We start from the raw sequence: 17983 nt of genomic DNA on the forward strand, positions 1-17983 counted from the left end.
ATCACGCCTCATCTGCCGGTCCGGCAGCGAGTGCCTTGTCCGGGCCTGCGGGTCCCGCAACCAGCAGTCGTGACCTGGCTCTTTCCCCTCGTTTCTGGAACACTGCCGGCATCGTCGGTCCACTATGCGCCGCCCACTCATACAAAAAACTGTCTGGCTGTGCCGCGCTGTCCTGGCCTGAAGCCTTTCTTGAGTTGGGGGCGGCCCTTACCATTGCCTGCCCCTGCCGGATGGCACCGTGGGCCATGGCAGACCTTGACCTTTCCATCCCCAAAAGCGTTCAGGACAACGCGAAGAAGGCGCTGAAGCTGCGCGACGAGTATGGTTACGGCGGCACAGATGTCGGCGAGCACATGGCCGAGCAGCTCGCGGACGGCGGCCGGCTGACCGAGGACGAGGTGCGCCACGTCTCGCAATACTTTCCGCGCCACGCCGGGGACAATCTGGATGAGACCGGCGAGGACGGTGAGAAGCCTTCACGTGGCTACATCGCGTGGATGCTGTGGGGCGGCGACGAGGGCCGCAAATGGAGCGAGGGCGTCGTGAAGAAGCTCGACGAGCGCGACGAGAAAGAGAAGAAGGACTGATGCGGGCTCCGATTGAAAGGTGTTGAAAACACCTGGAAATCCGAGCGAAGCGAGCAGGAGAAAAACGGGTTCCGGACGTGGAGTGTAGAAATCGGAGCTGTCCCGATTTCTACACGAAACAAACGGAATCCGTATCAGCGGGACAAAAAAGAGCGGAGGCCGGAGCGAATGTTGCGCTCCGGCCTCCGCCCTTTGCATCTTCAGTCCTTGTCGGCCTCGTCGTCGAAGTACTCGAAGCGGAAGCTGCCGATTTCCACCGTGTCGCCCTCGCGCGCCCCGGCCCGTCGCAGGGCGTTGTACAGCCCCTGCCGCTTGAACACCGCGCCCAGGTACTCGGCGGCGTCTTCCATGTAGCGCGAGAAGCGCGAGATGCGTTCCTCGAAGCCGCCGCCATGGATTTCCCACACGCGCTCGTTCTCGCCGGTGGTGACGATGCCCACGCCACGGGCCGGCGGATCCTCGCGGAAGGTGACGCTCAGGGCCTCGGCCTGCACCTCGTCCGGCTCGATCTCCAGCGCGTTCTGCTGCGCCCACAGTTCGCGGTCAGGCAGCATCTGGAACAGCGTTTCGCGCAGGGCGTCCAGCCCCACGCCCGTCTGGGCACTCACGCGCAGCACGGGCAGGCCGAACTCGGCCAGCTCGTCCTCCACCATCACGCCCAGATCCTCGTCCACCAGCTCGATCTTGTTCAGCGCGATCAGGGCGACGTTCTCCAGCAGGGTGGGATCGTAGGCGCGCAGCTCGGCCTGCAGGGCGCGCATTTCCTCCACCGGGTCACGGGTCACGTCCAGCACGTACACCAGCACCCGCGTGCGGCTGATGTGGCGCAGGAACTCCAGCCCCAGCCCCTTGCCCAAGGAAGCCCCCTCGATGATGCCGGGAATGTCGGCCAGCGTGAAGCGCTCCTCGATGGGGGTGCCGTGCGCGTCCCGGCGATCCACCACGCCCAAAATGGGGGAGAGGGTGGTAAACGGGTACTCGGCAATCGCCGGATTGGCCCGCGAGAGGGCCGCCAGCAGGCTGCTCTTGCCCGCGTTGGGGTAGCCCACCAGCCCAACGTCCGCGATCAGGCGCAGCTCCAGCCTGACCCGGCGTTTCTGCCCCAGCGTGCCCAATTCGGCGAAGCGCGGGGCCTGCCGGGTGCTGCTGGCAAAGGTGCTGTTGCCGCGTCCGCCGTAGCCGCCGCGCGCAATCACCTTTTCCTGGCCGACGCGTACCAGATCGGCGATGACCTTGCCGCTGTCCTCGTCGAAGGCGGTGGTGCCCACCGGCACGTCGATGTACACGTCCTCGCCGTCGCCGCCCTGGCGCAGCCGGCCCTCGCCGTACGCGCCGTTGGGGGCCTTGAACTTGCGGCGGCCCACCAGCCGCTCCAACGACTCCACGCCCTCGATGGCCCGCAGAATGATGCTGCCCCCGCGTCCGCCGTGGCCGCCGTCCGGGCCGCCCTTTTCCATGTATTTGGCCCGGTGGAAACTCATGCTGCCGTCGCCACCGTTGCCCGCATTGACCTCAATATTCAGTACATCTCGAAACGCCACAACCCAACTCCTTTGCGCGGTATGCAGAACACGGGTTTGACCCGTCTGCCCGCAAATCCACGGCCCTTTTGTCTGAGAACCGCCGCGCCTTCATGCCCGCACTGCGAGAACGGACGCGGCGAAGGGGGCCGCAACATCACAGAGCAGCTTATCAGGGTGCGGGGAAGCGCGGGAGAGGTGGAGTGAAGGGGAGGCCACGGCGGTGACTCTGCGCCTTCGGTCTTGGAGGCCTGGCCGATGCCCGCGCTGCTTCCCCTGCCTCACGGTTCTTTAGAGAGCCTTTCCCGCCCTAGCCCCACCCCGCCCTGACCTGCTAGAATATCCCGTTTCAGAGCGGAGAGACTGGCACCTCTTACGCAATAGGCAGAATCCCGCGCGGCCCGTTTCGACGTGCTGACCGCGCTTTTCAACCAAAGAAGGGAGCGACCTACCTTGCAGAATAATCTTGTGGTGCGCGGCGCGAAGGAACACAACCTCAAAGACATCACCGTGGAGCTGCCGCGCGATCAATTTATCGTGATCACCGGCGTTTCGGGCAGCGGCAAGAGCACGCTGGCCTTCGACACCATCTACGCGGAGGGCCAGCGCCGTTACGTGGAAAGCCTGTCAGCCTACGCGCGGCAGTTCCTGGGCCTGATGGAAAAGCCGGACGTGGAGAGCATCACGGGTCTGTCCCCGGCCATCTCCATCGATCAGCGCACCACCAGCCACAACCCGCGCAGCACGGTGGGCACCGTCACCGAGATTCACGATTACCTCAGGTTGCTGTACGCCCGCGTCGGCACGCCGTACTGCCCGATCTGTGGGCGCAAAATTGAAAAACAGAGTCCCAGCGAGATTACGGATCGGCTGATCACCGAATTTGCCGACAAGCGCGCCATTCTGCTGGCTCCCGTCGTGCGTGGGCGCAAGGGCGAGTACCGCAAGCTGTTCGGTGACTTGCGCCGTGAGGGCTTTGCCCGCGTGCGGGTGGACGGCACGCTGTACGAACTGGACGAGGCCGAGAAGCTGAAGCTGGAGAAGTTCGAGAAGCACGACGTGGACGTGGTGATTGACCGCGTGACCCTGCGCGAGACGGATCGCAGCCGAATTGCCGAGAGCGTGGAGCTGGGCCTGCGGCGCGGCGAGAGCCTGCTGCGCGTGTTGCTGCCCGACGGGGGAGAGAACGGCGAGGCGCACGAGGAGCTGTACTCAGAGAAGTTCGCCTGCCCCGAACACGGCAGCGTGCTGGAGGAACTCGAACCGCGCTCCTTCTCCTTCAACTCCCCCTACGGCGCGTGCGGCGACTGCGCGGGCCTGGGCAGCAAGAACGAGTTTGCGCCCGAGCTGGTGATCGACGACAAGCTGAGCGTCGCGGAAGGCGCGATCCTGCCGTGGAGCAAGAAGGGCACCGGCGGCGGCATCTACTACTGGGACAAGTTGCAGGCGCTGGCCGAACACCTGGAGTTCAACCTCAAGACCCCATGGCGGGAGCTGTCCGCTGCGGCCCAAAAGGCCATTCTGCACGGCCCCGGTCAGCCGTTCGAGGTGGTCTACCGCCGGAACGGCAAGGAAACCATGCGCTTCATGACCGAATTCGAGGGCGTGATTCCCAATCTGGAACGCCGCTACGCCGACACCGAATCGGACTTCATGCGCGAGAAGCTCGAAGAGCTGATGGAACTCAGCCCCTGCCCCACCTGCGGCGGCACCCGCTACAAGCCCGAGATTCTGGCGGTGCGCGTGGGCGGCCTGAACATCGCCCAGGTGGGCGGCATGAGCGTGCTGGAGGCCGACGCCTTCTTCGGGGGGTTGCAGGACGGCAAGCTGGATCACGACGCCATCGCGCCCTACCTGAAGGGCCACCTGGGCGGCACGGCCCGCGCCCACGCCCCCCGGCATTACGAGTACGCGCTGAACGCCTTCGGGGCGGCGGTGGCGGTGCCTGTCCTGAAGGCCATTCGCACCCGCTTGAAGTTCATGGTGGACGTGGGCCTGGATTACCTGTCCCTAGACCGCACCGCCAACACGCTGTCCGGCGGCGAGGCCCAGCGCATCCGCCTCGCCACCCAGGTGGGATCGGGGCTGACCGGCGTGCTGTACGTGCTGGACGAACCCAGCATCGGGCTGCACCCCAAGGACAACGGGCGACTCATCGGCACCCTCAAGAACCTGCGCGATCTGGGCAACACGCTGCTGGTGGTGGAACACGACGAGGACACCATGCTGGAGGCCGATTACCTGGTGGATATGGGGCCGGGCGCGGGCGTCCACGGCGGCGAGGTGGTGGCGGTGGGTACGCCGCAGGAGGTCAAGGCCAACCCCGACAGCCTGACCGGCAAATACCTGCGCGGCGAGCTGAAGATCGAGGTGCCCGACAAGCGGCGACGCGGCAACGGCAAGAAGCTCAAGATCTTCGGCGCACGCGAACACAACCTCCAGAACGTGGACGCCGAGATTCCGCTGGGCACCATGACCGTCGTGACTGGGCCGTCGGGCAGCGGCAAAAGTACCCTGATCCACGACATCCTGCACGCCACGCTGGCCCGCGAACTGAACGGCGCCAAGACCACGCCGGGCAGGTATGACCGCATCGAGGGCATGGAGCATCTGGACAAGGTGATCGAGATCGACCAGTCCCCGATTGGCCGCACGCCGCGCAGCAACCCGGCCACCTACACCGGCGTCTTTACCGAGATTCGTGACCTGTTCACCCGCACCAACGAGGCGCGGCGGCGCGGCTATCTGGCCGGGCGCTTCTCGTTCAACGTCAAGGGCGGGCGCTGCGAGCACTGCAAGGGCGACGGCGTGATGAAGATCGAGATGAACTTCCTGCCCGACATCTACGTGCCGTGCGAGGTCTGCAAGGGGGCGCGCTACAACCGCGAAACGCTGGAGGTCAAGTACAACCACAAGACCATCAGCGACGTGCTGGACATGACCGTGGAGGAGGCCCACACCTTCTTCGAGGCGATTCCCAACATTGAGCGCAAGATGCAACTGCTGCTGGACGTGGGCCTGGGCTACATGCGCATCGGGCAGCCCAGCACCACGCTGTCCGGCGGCGAGGCGCAGCGCATCAAGCTGGCCTCCGAGCTGAGCAAGCGGGCCACCGGCAAGACCATCTACATTCTGGACGAACCCACCACCGGACTGCATTTCGAGGACGTCCGCAAGCTGATGGAAGTGCTCGACCGGCTGGTGGAGGGCGGCAACTCGCTGGTGATCATCGAACACAACCTGGACGTGATGAAACGGGCCGATCACATCATCGACCTGGGGCCGGAGGGGGGCGTGCGCGGCGGCACCATTGTCGCCACCGGCACGCCGGAGGAACTCGCGGCGCATCCCACGAGCTATACCGGGGAATACCTGAGCCGGGTGCCGGGCATCGTGCCCGTCAGCGCGGAGAAGGAGGAGCGTGAACTCGTTCTCTCAGCCCCCGCGCGCAAGCCGCGTGCTAAGAAGGGAGCAGCATGACCAAACCGCCCGCGTCCGAGCAGTCTGATCTGCACCCTGAAGCCGTCCAGCCTGCCGGTGAGCCGGTGGCTGCCGAGGTGACGTCCTCGGCGGCGGCAGATGTGGAGCAGACGGTGTTGGCGCGGCCGGACGTGGACCCTGCGGTGAGCCTGTCCAAGACAGCCGGGCCGGCAGAAGAGCTGGGCCGTCCGTCGCCGGCCCGCGCCGCCCCGCCGCTGACCCCGCTGCCCAGCCGGGCCGAGGAGGAGGCCCCCCACCGCACCCGCTTCCTGACCTTTTTGCGGCTGCTGGCCGGGTGGGTGGTATTGGGCGTGCTGGCCTACGTCATGTGGACTCCGGGCGAGTGGCAGAACAGCCTGCTGCTGTGGGTCTTTTTGGTGATCCTGGCCGACGAGTTCGGCGGGTGGTTCGGTTATCTGGGGCTGTTGCTGGGCGGGCTGGGTTATTTCAGTCCCTCGGCCCCCCCGGCGCAGTGGCTGATCATCCTGCCGCTGGTGGGCGGGGCTTTAATGGCGCTGCTGCTGGTCAAGCATTCGGGCGGCGTGCTGGTCCTGCCCTTTGCCGGGCTGCTGTTCGCGGGAACGCTGCTGGCGGTGGCCCGCTTCGGCACCAAATTTGACCCCACATTGACCTTGCCCGCCAACGACACGTTCCTGCGTGCGGCGCTGATCGCCATGCTGGTGGGGCTGGGGTTCAGTCTGGTGCGGCAACTCGCCGGGCTGTGGCTGCGGCGGCGCGGGCGGCAGACCACGGCGGCTGGTGTGGCCGCCTAATCAGTCCGGGTTCACCACAAGGACATGCGCCCGAATGAACCTCACTTCCGGGCGCTAAACTCTGGCCCATATGACCAGACTTCAGGGAAACAACCCCAACCGTACGATCCTGGTGATCGGCACGCTCGTCGCCGTGATTCTAATCGCGCTGGCCCTCTTTGCCGTGCGGGACAAACCGGCGGCAGGCGCGGGCCTCAGCGCCGACTTCAATCTGGCTGAGGTGCCGTACATGGGTCAGGCCGACGCGCCCGTGAACGTGGTGGTGGTGGAAGACTTCAAATGCCCGGCCTGCAAGCAGTTCGAGGCCACCGTCGAGCCGGAGCTGAAGAGCAAGTACGTGGACACCGGCAAGGCCAAGATGTACACCCTGCTCTGGCCCTTCCTGGCCGAGGCCGCGCGTCTGCCCACCGACGACAGCAAGCTGGCCGCCCAGGCCGCGCTGTGCGTCTACGACGAGGGAGGCAACGACGCCTTCGGAAGGTACAAGAGCATCCTGTTCCGCGCACAGGGCGACGAGTCCACCGTCTGGGCCAATAAGAGTCGCCTCAAGGAATTGGCCACCAACGTCGAGGGCATCGACCAGGGCAAGTTCGCCACCTGCCTGGACACCGACGCCACCGCCGCCCGCGTGGACGCCATGGAAAAGCAGGCGTCGGACGCTGGCGTGAACTCCACGCCCACCGTGTTCGTCAATGGCAAGCAGGTGGTCAATGGCGCCGGGCAGGGCAGCTCCCTGGCCGCCGACGTGAGCAAGGCCATTGACGCTGCCCAGCAATGAGCGGACCGCCCGTGGAGCCGTCGCCCCAGCCGCCAGGGGGGCAGGGGTCTGAGCCGCTGCGTGGTCACCGCCAGGGCCTGCTGACCCGCGACAACCGCCTGTACCTGGCGTGGCTGGTGGCCCTGGCCGCCACGCTGGGCAGCCTGTATTTCAGCGAGGTCAGGGGATTTCGCCCCTGCGTGCTGTGCTGGTACCAGCGCATCGCCATGTACCCGCTGGCGGTGATCCTGGGCATTGCGGCGCTGAACAGTGATTTTAAGATCCGGCGCTACGTGCTGCCGCTGGCGGCGGTGGGCTGGGTGGTGGCCCTGATCCAGAATCTGGAAGACTGGAACGTGATTCCCACCCTGAAGGCATGCAGCGCGCTGGTGGACCCCACGGTGGTGCCGTGCAACACGCCCTGGCCGATCTGGGGCGCGGGCGCCCTGTCGGGCCTGAACCCAATTCTGACCATTCCGATGCTGAGCCTGATCGCCTTTACGCTGATCATCGCGCTGCTGAGCTGGCGCAGAAGCTGAACCTTTCCCCATTTCCTGAGCCACTGGACGCGCCTTGTTCAGTGGCTCTTTTCAGAGGTCACCCTTGAATACCTTCACCGTTCAACCCGCCACCGCCGAAACCCTGCCCGATCTCGTCGCCCTGATCGCTGACCGGGAGGACGCGGCCAGACGCCTGACCTTCATGCGCGAACGCCTGGCCGGGGGGCAGTTCAGGCTGGAGAACACCCTGATCCTGCGCTCGGGGCGGGGGGTGGAGGGGAACGCGCTGATCAATGCTGTGCCTCAGATCCCAGTCTTTCCACACCTGCGATCCGATGCGCCGGAAGAAGCGGTGACGGCGCTGGCCCGCGCAATTCTTGAAGGTGCCGGACCCGAACAGCGGTTGCTGCTCGACGATCATCTCGCTCCCCTGCAAGCGGCTCCCTTTGAGGCGGCTGGCTGGGTGCTGGACAGCCGACATGTCATGTACGAAACGGACCTGCGCGCCCGCACCTACCCGCTGGACCCGCAGGCGCAGACCGTGAACGCGGATCAGGCCGAGATCCGCGTCCTGCTGGAACAGCTCGGTCAGCCAGATCTGGAGCTATCGGAGGGCTGGACCCTGATCGCCCTGCCAGGGACAGACGGCTCGCCTGTCGCGCTGGGCGCCGTCGGCCCCGGCGGGCGCCCGGACACCGCCAGCGTCAACATGATCGGCGTGCTGCCGCAGGCGCGCGAGCAGGGGCTGGGCACGCGCCTGCACGCGCATCTGCTGGCGCTGGCGGCTCAGGACTACGGGCGTCACGACGGTGGTACGGAGGCCGATAACGCCGCCATGCGCCGCATTTTCGACAAGCATGGCTCCCGACTGGCGGCGACGCAGATGTATTTCGTGCAGGGCAGTGAGGCTGTTCCGTTGACCTGAAAAAGCCCTCTCCACCGGGAAGAGGGCGGGCGGGTCAGGACTTCAGCTCAGCCCCGCACCACTTCCAGAATCTTGTCGCCGTATTTCTTCATGCGCTCCGGCCCCATGCCCTTCACGGCCTTCAGATCGGCGTCGGTGTAGGGCACGCGGCGGGCAATTTCGGCCAGGGTGGCGTTGCTGGCGATGATGAAGCGGCTGATCTCCTGCCGCTTGGCCTCGGCGTTGCGCCATTCGCGCAGGCGGGCGTAGACGGCGGCCTGTTCGTCGCTCAGATTGGCGGCGGGGTCCTCCTTGGCGGCGGGCAGATCGGGGGGCAGGATCACGGGCGTTGCGTCGGGCGTCTCCTGGGGTTCCTGCCTGGGCGGGCGCCCCTGCCGGCCATTGCCGTTGCCGCGCCGTGGGGGCTGTTCGGGTCTGGCCTGTTCCGGTGCTGCGCCGTGCTGCGCGGTGTGGTTGGCCTCACTGGACGGGCTGTCTCCGCTGGTCGTGCTATCCGGGGCGTCGTGTTCCTCCGGCGCGGGCGTGCGCTCCGGCTGGCGGCGCACGTCGGGTATCCCGGCGTCCAGCGGCGAGGCGTCTGGGCCAGAGCTGATCGGCGTGGGCACGCGCACGGGCGGGTGATTGAGATCGCTGTAGACGATTTCCGGCTCCCAGCTCTCCTCCGCCTGTGCAGGAGAGGCCGCCGAAGAGGAAGCGGCGGGCGCTTCAAAAGTGAACCGTTCGGGGGCGCTGTCCTGCCCCTGACTGGGCCTGGATGGATCAGGCTGGGGTTGACTGGATTGAGGCTGGGTGGTTTCAGCCCGGCGCGATTCACTGTGGCTGGGGGCGCTGGGGCGCTCACCGCGCTCCGGACGGTCCCCCTGACGGAAGTCGTGGCGGGAATCGTCGCGGCGCTCCTCGCTCCGGCCCTCCTGGCGCGGTCTGAAGTCGCGCCTCCCCTCGCGGTCCCGTCGGTTGTCGCGGCGGCCTTCAGTGCGGCCCTGGCGCGCGTCACTGTCCTCACGGCTCTGCTCGGGCATGGCTGATTGGCTGCTCTGCGGCTCCTCGCGTCTGCCTTGTGGCTCATGGCCGTAGAGCAGGCCCAGCGCCGTGTCAGCCTCTTCCAGGCCAGGAGTCAGGATGACCCCGGCAGGCACGCTGCGGGCGGCGGCCCGCACGCCTCCAGGGGGCTGGGCGGTGTCGGGGGCGGCGTCGGGCGCCAGCAGCAGCGCCGTGGGGCCAGCGCCCTGGGCCGCGCCGCCCAGACGGTCTGCCAGCGTGGCGACGGTGCGGGCCGCGCGGGCCAGCCGTAGGGGCAGGGTGGACACGTCGCGCAGCGCGAGGGCCACGCTCAGCTCGCTGGGCGGATCGGTGACGGGTTCAGGCGGGGTTCCCGCGCCGAACAGCACGGCCAGCGACACGTCGCCGTGCCCGGTCAGGGTGGCCCCGTCGCGGTACACGATCAGCTCTGCGCCTACGCCCAGCCAGCCGCCGCCGGGGGCCAGCGTCGCGTCGGCGATCACCGGCACCCCGGCCCGGCGGGCACGTTCGATGTCCCCGGCTTCCGGCTCCAACAACCACACCGCGCGTGCGCCGCGCCAGTCGCCGTCCAGCGGCGCGGCGGCCAGCCCAGCCACCGCCAGGAGGTCGCGGTTCAATCGCAGGCGCGAATCGACCCGCAGCGTGCCCTGGCCCAGCACGGCGGCCAGTTGCCGGGCCAGCGCCGCCTCGCCGGGCAGCAGCAGGCCCCAACCGGCCCCCTCCAGCGCCGCCAGGGCGGAGGAGAGGCGGACGTGAGGATCGCCGCGTTCGGCGTGCAGGCCGACCAGCCGGGCATCGGGGCGCGTTTCGGCGCGGGAGCGTGAATCTGTCATGCGCCCTATTGTGCCGCACGCGCGGCGTGGAGGGCTCATGAAGGCAAGTGCGGCAACTTTATGGTTCTGTGGCCCTTACCTTGTGGGTGTGAAATCCCTTTTGCTGTCCGCCGCGTTGTTGCTGCCCCTGGCCTCGGCCCAGGGCGCTCCTCCCATCACTGGCGCCGCTCCGATGCTCAGCCTCAGCGCCCCGGTGGGCACGGGGGTGGAATATCAGACCACCACCACCAGCCGTACGGCGGTGTCCAACGTGCAGGTCATGGCGCTGCCCGGCTCGGATGCCTCGGCGGAAGATCTGGCCGACATCAAGCGCAGTCTGTTGGCGGGTATGGCCGGGAATGTCACCGTGAAGGGCAAGCTGTTTTACCGGGTGACCGGGCGGGACGCGGACGGCAACGTGACCCTGCTGTCCAGCGTGGTGCAGAGCGTGCCAGGCCAGCCGCCGGTCACCCTCAGGATCACCCAGACGGTGGCGCGGGACGGCACGGTGGGCGGCCTCAAATTCGAGAGCGACAACGCCGCCCTGAACGCTGCCTTCGCGGGTCTGGACCCCCAGAAATTGCAGGAACTCGCCGGCCAGAACAACGCCAACCTCGCGGGGGTGTACGGCCAGCCGCTGGTCAAGGGGCAGCCGCGCTCGCAGACGGTCACGCTGGACGCCACCGGCCTGCTGTCGGGGCTGCTGGGCGCCTTCGCGTCGCAGGCCGAGCTGCCCTCTTTGTTCGGACAGATTCAGTCCACACCGCTACAGGTCACCACCGTGACCACCTACGGCGGCCTGAATGCCCAGGGCCTGCACACCTTCACCCAGAGCAGCAAATACGACCGCTGGCAGGTCAAGCTGGGCGGCAGCGACGACCTGCCCGCCATGAACTTCGAGCTGGCGGGTGGTCGGGCCAGCGGCACCCAGACCTACCGCAAGGACGGTCTTCCCGGCCCCCTGACCCAGAAGACCGGGCAGACCATCAACATGACGGTGGAGATGGACGGCGTGCAGGTGGCCCTGACCATGACGGTGGATCAGAGCGTGACCGCGACGCTGCGCTGACCCGCGCCGCACGGTGTCTCACGGCGCCCCACCTTACAAACGACGCTTACAAACGCCGCTCCGCACACGCGCCATGCTGTGTCCATACGGAGGTCACGACATGGCGCGCATCACGCGGTACAGCAAGTTTGAGGGCGAACTGGATCAACTCGATTCCAGCGAGCTGATGCAGATGATCCAGGAGGCCCTGCTGGGACAGGGCATGAACGATCCCTACGACCCCGATCCCAACGCGCGCCCCAGCATGGACGACCTGTTCGACGCCATTCTGGAAGCCCTGGCCGAGCGCAACATGATCCCCGAAGAGCAGCTGATGGAAGCCATGCAGTCGGCGGACATCCACGACACCGCGCTGGGCCAGCAGATCAAGAACCTGATGGACAAATTGCAGCAGGACGGCTTTATCCGCAAGGAATTCGAGGATCAGGACGGCCAGGGCGGCGCGGGCCAGTCGGGCGAGGCCACCTTCCAGCTGACCGACAAGAGCATCGACTTTTTAGGCTACAAATCGCTGCGTGACCTGATGGGCGGCCTGGGCCGCAGCAGCGCGGGCGCGCACGACACCCGCGAGTACGCCAGCGGCGTGGAGATGTCGGGGGAACTCAAGAACTACGAGTTCGGCGACACCCTGAACCTGGACACCACCGCCACCCTGGGCAACGTGCTCAGCAAGGGCATGGAGAACATGGAGGAATCCGATCTGGTGATCCGCCAGGCCGAGTACAACTCCTCGGCGGCCACCATTGTGCTGCTGGACTGCTCGCACTCCATGATCCTGTACGGCGAGGACCGCTTCACCCCCGCCAAGCAGGTGGCGCTGGCGCTGGCCCACCTGATCCGCACCCAGTACCCCAGCGACACCGTGAAGTTCGTGCTGTTCCACGACAGCGCCGAGGAAGTGCCCGTAAGCAAGCTGGCGCAGGCGCAGATCGGGCCGTACCACACCAACACGGCGGGCGGGCTGCGGCTGGCCCAGCAACTGCTGAAGCGCGAGAACAAGGACATGAAGCAGATCGTGATGATCACCGACGGCAAGCCCAGCGCCCTGACGCTGCCGGACGGGCGCATCTACAAGAACGCCTACGGCCTCGATCCCTACGTGCTGGGCGCCACCCTGCGCGAGGTGGCTAACTGCCGCCGCAGCGGCATTCAGGTCAACACCTTCATGCTGGCCCGTGATCCCGAACTGGTGGGTTTCGTGCGCCGCGTCAGCGAGATGACCAAGGGCAAGGCGTACTTCACCACGCCGCAGAACATCGGTCAGTACGTGCTGATGGACTTCGTGACCAACAAGACCAAACTGGTGAACTGAGCTTTAATCGGTAGAAGGCCCGCCACAGTTGTTCGTGGCGGGCCTTGTCGGTGCTTTGGGGGCTACTCCGGAAACTGCTTGAGACTGATCACGGTGGAGCCTTCCGTCTGCCCTGCAGGCGGAATGGTCGCTGGTCCGGTCATGTTCACGACATGGTCGATCACGCCCAGTCCGACGTTGAGCTGCACGGTGAGCAGGCTGTTCAACCTGACCCCCGCCCTGACCGGCACCTCGAAGGCGTGGGTGGCGTGGATGTCCGCGCCGGAATTGATGAAGATGTAGCTGCCCAGCCCCCAGGCCTGATGGGTGGTGACCGCGTCGTCCACCTTGTAAGCCGCGTAGCCCAGGATGCCGTCGTGCTGCCACGCGGCCTGGCTGGGGGCGTCATAGGGCATCTCGTTCTGGAACAGCACGACCTGGCCGCGCTCACCGTTCCAGATCAACTGGTCTTTCTGGTAGTGCTCGACGAACAGGCCGGTGGCGGTCACGTCGTCGCCGTTCACGATCACGCCGTGGTCGGCGGTATTGACTGTCCAGCCGACGCCCTGGCCGTGATCGGCCCGCCACGCCCAGATGTGGTCCAGGATGGTGTGGTTGCTGTTGACGATCAGGCTGGTCGTGGCCTTGCCCACCCCCGGCCCGCCGATGCGGAAGAAGACGTCGTGCAGGGCCACCGGATCGCTGGCGCTGCCGCCTGCGCCGCCCGGCGTGCCCACCTGCAGCAGGACCGGCGAGTTGGTGGCGCCAGCGTCGATGGTCAGGCCGGCGACGCTCACGCCGCTCACGTCCCCCACCTTCACGGGCACGGCGCCGCCCTGGGCTGTCAGGGTGGCCAGACCCAGGCCCAACAGCACCGTACCGGGCTTGTTCACCAGCAGCGTCTGATCGATGTCATACACACCGGGCGTGAACAGCACGCTGCGCCCAGCGCCCAGCGCCGCGTTCAGGATAGAGACCTGATCGCCAGGCCGGGCGATAAAAAAACCGCTCAGCGGTAGGGTTTTGCCTCCGCTTTCCGGACCGCTGGCCCAGCTCACACCGCTGGAGTTTGTTTTGACGCCCGGCACGAACACCTGATACTCACCTGCGGCATCCAGATACAGGTATGGCTTTTCCCGCGACATCGGGGTAATCGGCAGGGTGGTGTACGGGTTGGCGGGTTTGCCGTCCCCGTCCAGGGTGGCGAAACTGGTGGCCGGGGCGCCCTTGACGCCGGAGAAGACCTGATTCCACACGCCGTTGGACCAGCCGGGAATCTCACTGTTTCTCACGATGAACTGCTGCTGGGAACCGTTGATCACCGCGTCGGTGCCGCTGAACAGCGAGTCGGCAATGTAGCCGCCGCTGGCGAACTGTGGCCCTGCCGAGCAGTAGTCCATCAGGCTGAATTTGCCGTCCACATGAACGCGCCGCATCGGGGCCGCCTGCGAGACGGCCCAGAAATTGGTGGCCGCCTGACAGCCCTCGCCGCCCGCCACCTTGACCGTCAGGTTCGAGGCCGAGCGCCAGAAGTTGTTCAGCGCGATGCAGTTGCTGGGCTGGCCGTCGGTCCCGGTGTCCAGGCAGCGGTTGTAGACGTTGACGTGACCGTTGATGACCACATCACCCGGCGTGCGGCCCAGACCGATCACTTCGGTGTAGTAGCCGACATCAATGAACAGCGGCTTGTCCGGCGTGCCGTAGGTGCCCGGCTTGAACATCAGGGCGTAGCGCCCGCCGCCGAACTCCGCGTTCACCTGCTGTGTCTTGACCGCGTCTACCGCTGCCTGGATCTCGCTGGTCGGCATGCTGGGATCGAAGACCTTGACGTTCTCGCCCAGCGAGCGGTTCTCCGGCTGCGGCTCTGGTACGGGGGCAGGCGGGGCGCAGGCGGCCAGCAGCACGCTCAGTCCCAGCAACGCGGGCAGGTGACGGCGCGGTTCCGGCGGCCGGGTGGTCCAGGGATGGGCGGTGGCGCGAAGGGTTCGGTGCATGCGGTGGCCCCCTTGAAGTCAATCCTGGGATAGAACCGGCGAGCGCAGCCCCAGTGGCCTGGACCTGTGCGGCGGTGCGGGCGCTTGATCTGGCCCGCTGCCTGACCTCGCCCCATTCGCTTGAATTGACCTGCCCAACTAGTTTTGCACGCTGAACGCCAGATTCAGGCGTGCGTTATAGATGAATCAGGATAGATGAATCAGGGCAAAGACGAAGGGGACACAGCGGACCTTACCCAGCGTAACGGTGCCCGGACGTCGCCCTCTCATTCCCATTCAATGGTGGCGGGCGGCTTGCCGGTAATGTCGTACACCACGCGGTTGATCTCGTGCACCTGATTGACGATGCGGTTGCTCATGGTGGCGAGAAAGTCCCACGGCAGCCGCGCCCACTCGGCGGTCATGTAGTCGTCGGTGGTCACGGCCCGCAGCGCCGCCGTGTAGCTGTAGGTGCGCTCGTCGCCCATCACGCCCACGCTCTGGATCGGGGTCAGGATCGCCAGCGCCTGCGAGCAGCCGTCGTACAGCCCGAACTCGCGCAGACCGGAGATGAAGATGTCATCCACCCGCCGCAGAATGTCCATCTTCTCCTCGCTGATCGCGCCCAGGCAGCGGATCGCCAGCCCCGGCCCCGGAAAGGGGTGGCGCATGCGGATGTGCTCCGGCAGGCCCAGCAACCTGGCAATCTCGCGCACCTCGTCCTTGAACAGCGTGCGGAACGGCTCCACCAGCTTGAAGTTCAGGTCCTCGGGCAGCCCGCCGACGTTGTGGTGGCTCTTGATGTTGGCCGCGCCGGATTTGTCCGCGCTCAGGCCCCCCGCCGACTCGATCACGTCCGGGTACAGCGTGCCCTGCGCCAAAAAGTCGAAGGCACCGTGCTCCTGCGCCTGAAGGGCCGCCTCGCGCTCGAAGGCCCGGATGAACTCGCGCCCGATGATCTTGCGCTTCTGCTCGGGGTCCGAGACGCCGTCCAGGGCGCCCATGAACTCGGCGCGGGCGTCCACCGTCACCAGATGCACGCCCAGCGGGACTAAGGCGGCCTCCACCTGTTCGCGTTCGCCCAGGCGCAGCAGGCCGTGGTCGATAAACACGGCGGTCAGCCGGTCCCCCACCGCCCGCGCCAGCAGCAGCCCCAGCGTGGAGCTGTCCACCCCGCCGCTGATGGCCAGCAGCACGCGCCCGTCGCCCACCTGCTGTTGCACGTCCGAGACCAGCTCGTCGATGATGTGCTCGGCGGTCCAGTCGCGCGCCACGCCGCAGATGGTCAGGAAGTTGCCCAGAATCTGCCCGCCCTTGGGCGTGTGCACCACTTCCGGGTGAAACTGCAGGCCGTAGCGCCGCGTCTGCGGATTCTCGATGGCGGCGACAGGCGTATCCTTCGTTTCGGCGATGACTTCGTAGCCCTGGGGCAGCTGGGTGACGCTGTCGCTGTGGCTCATCCACGCGACAAACTCGCCGCTGATGCCCTCGAACAGCTGGCCGCCGTAGCGGGTCAGGTCCGCCTTGCCGTACTCGCGCTTGCCGGCCCGTTTCACGTCGCCGCCGGCCTCCTGGGCCAGGTACTGCATGCCGTAGCACACGCCCAGAATCGGCACGTCCAGGTCCATCACGCCGGGGGCGGGCCTGGGGGCCTGGGCGTCGTAGACGCTGCTGGGGCCGCCCGACAGCACGATGCCCTGCGGGTTTTCCTGCTGGATGCGCTCCAGCGTGGCCGTGCCGGGCAGGATCACGCTGTAGGCCCCGAGTTCGCGGAACCGCCGGGCGATCAGGCGGGTAAATTGACTGCCGAAATCCAGAATGACGACGCTCATCGCCCCGATTGTGGCACGGCGGGGCCTGGGGCGGCAGACGGCTCCCTCCTGTCGCCTGACCGCTGCCGCTGGCAGTGCCGACGGCTGGCATTTGAAAGCCATAAGGCGTCCTTTCCAGTCAACCTCACGCTGCACCTGTCCGGCAGGCGGCACAATAGGCCCATGATGTCCGCCCCAAAGCCCCAGACGATGGCCGAGAAGATCCTGTCGCGGCGCGGCGACCGGGCCGTATACGCCGGAGACCTCGCCGTGGTGGAAGTCGATCAGGTGATGGTGGTGGATTCCATCGCGCAGAGCTTTATCGAGCGCATGCAAAAAGACCTCGCCGCCGTGCCCAAGTACCCGGAGCGCGTGTCTATCGTGGTGGACCATGTGGCCCCGGCCAGCACCGTCAGCGTGGCGCAGGCGCAGAAGGAGGCCCGCGAATACGCCGCGCAGACGGGGGTGGCGCTGTTCGACGTGGGGCGCGGCATCTGCCATCAGGTGCTGATGGAGGAGGGGCTGGCGAAACCGGGGTGGATCGTGCTGGGCAGCGACAGCCACAGCACCACCTACGGCGCGGTGGCGGCATTCGGCACCGGCATGGGGGCCACCGACATCGCCCTGGCCGCCGCCAGCGGCAAGACGTGGTTGAAGGTGCCCGAAAGCGTGAAGGTGACGTTCACGGGCGAATTGCGCCCAGGAGTGAGCGCCAAGGATGTGGCCCTGGAGATGATCCGGACGCTGGGCGCCGACGGCGCGACGTACCAGAGCATCGAGATTCATGCCGGGGACCGATTCACGCGCGGCGAGCGCATGACCCTGGCGAACCTGTGCGTGGAGGCGGGCGCTAAGGTGGGCCTTGTCGTGCCCGGCGGCGAAATCCTGACGATGTACGACGTCCCGGAGTGGGTCTATCCGGATGACGGCGCCACCTACGTCCAGCAGATTCAACTCGATCTGGGCGCCCTGAACCCCCGCATGAGCGCGCCGAGCGAGGTGGACAACGTGTATGACGTGTCTGAGCTGCGCGGACTCAAGGTGGATCAGGTGTTTATCGGCACCTGCACCAACGGACGGCTGGAGGACCTGCACGCCGCCGCAGAAGTCCTGAAGGGCCAGCGGGTCAGCCCCGGCACCCGCCTGCTGGTGATACCCGCCAGCTCGCAGGTGATGGAGGCGGCCATGGAGGACGGCACGCTGCTGACCCTGCAACGTGCCGGGGCGGTGCTGGGCACGCCGGGCTGCGGCCCGTGCATGGGCCGTCATCAGGGCGTGCTGGCGCCGGGTGAGGTCTGCGTGTCCACCAGCAACCGCAACTTCATCGGCCGCATGGGCGACAAGGACGCGCAGATTTACCTGGCGAGTCCGGCGGTGGCGGCAGCGACGGCGGTGATGGGCCGGATTGCCCTGCCGGGGGACGTGGGGGCAGCGTAAACACCCAATCCACCCGCTGAGGGCGGTG

General features: G+C 66.8%; 13 protein-coding genes. 9 read left to right on the forward strand and 4 right to left on the reverse strand.

Features of this window, described 5'->3' with window-relative positions; all coding sequences use genetic code 11:
* Positions 1-245: 245 nt before the first annotated feature.
* Positions 246-587: a DNA-binding protein gene (locus FHR04_RS05615; protein WP_139401471.1), complete on the forward strand. Its 342-nt coding sequence runs from the start codon at positions 246-248 to the stop codon at positions 585-587.
* A 200-nt stretch (positions 588-787) separates the two neighbouring features.
* On the opposite strand, the gene obgE is transcribed toward FHR04_RS05615, so the two are convergent.
* Complete coding sequence (gene obgE / locus FHR04_RS05620; RefSeq protein ID WP_039684007.1) at positions 788-2128, reverse strand: GTPase ObgE; 1341 nt, start codon at positions 2126-2128, stop codon at positions 788-790.
* Between the two features lie 432 nt (positions 2129-2560).
* On the opposite strand from obgE, the gene uvrA reads away from it, so the two are divergent.
* From uvrA to FHR04_RS05645, 5 genes are all read left to right on the forward strand, one after another.
* Positions 2561-5587: an excinuclease ABC subunit UvrA gene (gene uvrA, locus FHR04_RS05625; protein WP_139401473.1), complete on the forward strand. Its 3027-nt coding sequence runs from the start codon at positions 2561-2563 to the stop codon at positions 5585-5587.
* A complete protein-coding gene (locus FHR04_RS05630) occupies positions 5584-6360 on the forward strand; it encodes a hypothetical protein (RefSeq protein WP_139401475.1) in 777 nt (258 codons plus the stop codon). The genes uvrA and FHR04_RS05630 overlap by 4 nt, the downstream gene beginning before the upstream one ends.
* Before the next feature lie 70 nt (positions 6361-6430).
* The gene (locus FHR04_RS05635) at positions 6431-7138 is read left to right on the forward strand and encodes a DsbA family protein (protein WP_039684003.1); all 708 of its coding nucleotides are present in this window, start codon (positions 6431-6433) and stop codon (positions 7136-7138) included.
* A gap of 80 nt (positions 7139-7218) precedes the next feature.
* Positions 7219-7656, forward strand: coding sequence for a disulfide bond formation protein B (locus FHR04_RS05640; protein WP_139401787.1), 438 nt, complete (start codon positions 7219-7221; stop codon positions 7654-7656).
* Positions 7657-7720: 64 nt separating this feature from the next.
* Positions 7721-8542: a GNAT family N-acetyltransferase gene (locus FHR04_RS05645; RefSeq protein ID WP_139401477.1), complete on the forward strand. Its 822-nt coding sequence runs from the start codon at positions 7721-7723 to the stop codon at positions 8540-8542.
* Positions 8543-8589: 47 nt separating this feature from the next.
* Here the strand turns inward: FHR04_RS05645 and FHR04_RS05650 are convergent, their stop codons facing one another.
* Positions 8590-10395: an HRDC domain-containing protein gene (locus FHR04_RS05650; RefSeq protein ID WP_139401479.1), complete on the reverse strand. Its 1806-nt coding sequence runs from the start codon at positions 10393-10395 to the stop codon at positions 8590-8592.
* Between the two features lie 88 nt (positions 10396-10483).
* On the opposite strand from FHR04_RS05650, the gene FHR04_RS20880 reads away from it, so the two are divergent.
* Positions 10484-11443: a hypothetical protein gene (locus FHR04_RS20880; protein ID WP_170213862.1), complete on the forward strand. Its 960-nt coding sequence runs from the start codon at positions 10484-10486 to the stop codon at positions 11441-11443.
* A gap of 100 nt (positions 11444-11543) precedes the next feature.
* On the forward strand, positions 11544-12755 hold the full coding sequence (locus FHR04_RS05660) for a vWA domain-containing protein (RefSeq protein WP_139401480.1): 1212 nt from the start codon (positions 11544-11546) through the stop codon (positions 12753-12755).
* A 62-nt stretch (positions 12756-12817) separates the two neighbouring features.
* On the opposite strand, the gene FHR04_RS05665 is transcribed toward FHR04_RS05660, so the two are convergent.
* Together FHR04_RS05665 and guaA are read right to left on the reverse strand one after the other, a co-directional pair.
* Entirely contained in the window at positions 12818-14728 is a 1911-nt protein-coding gene (locus FHR04_RS05665; RefSeq protein WP_139401482.1) for a glycosyl hydrolase family 28-related protein, read from the reverse strand.
* Between the two features lie 266 nt (positions 14729-14994).
* Positions 14995-16539: a glutamine-hydrolyzing GMP synthase gene (gene guaA, locus FHR04_RS05670; protein WP_139401484.1), complete on the reverse strand. Its 1545-nt coding sequence runs from the start codon at positions 16537-16539 to the stop codon at positions 14995-14997.
* A gap of 162 nt (positions 16540-16701) precedes the next feature.
* On the opposite strand from guaA, the gene FHR04_RS05675 reads away from it, so the two are divergent.
* Positions 16702-17955 (forward strand): 3-isopropylmalate dehydratase large subunit, encoded by a 1254-nt coding sequence (locus tag FHR04_RS05675; protein WP_139401485.1) that lies wholly within the window; start codon positions 16702-16704, stop codon positions 17953-17955.
* Positions 17956-17983 lie beyond the last annotated feature (28 nt).

Origin of the sequence: Deinococcus radiopugnans ATCC 19172 (genome assembly GCF_006335125.1) — a bacterium.
Classification (GTDB): domain Bacteria; phylum Deinococcota; class Deinococci; order Deinococcales; family Deinococcaceae; genus Deinococcus; species Deinococcus radiopugnans.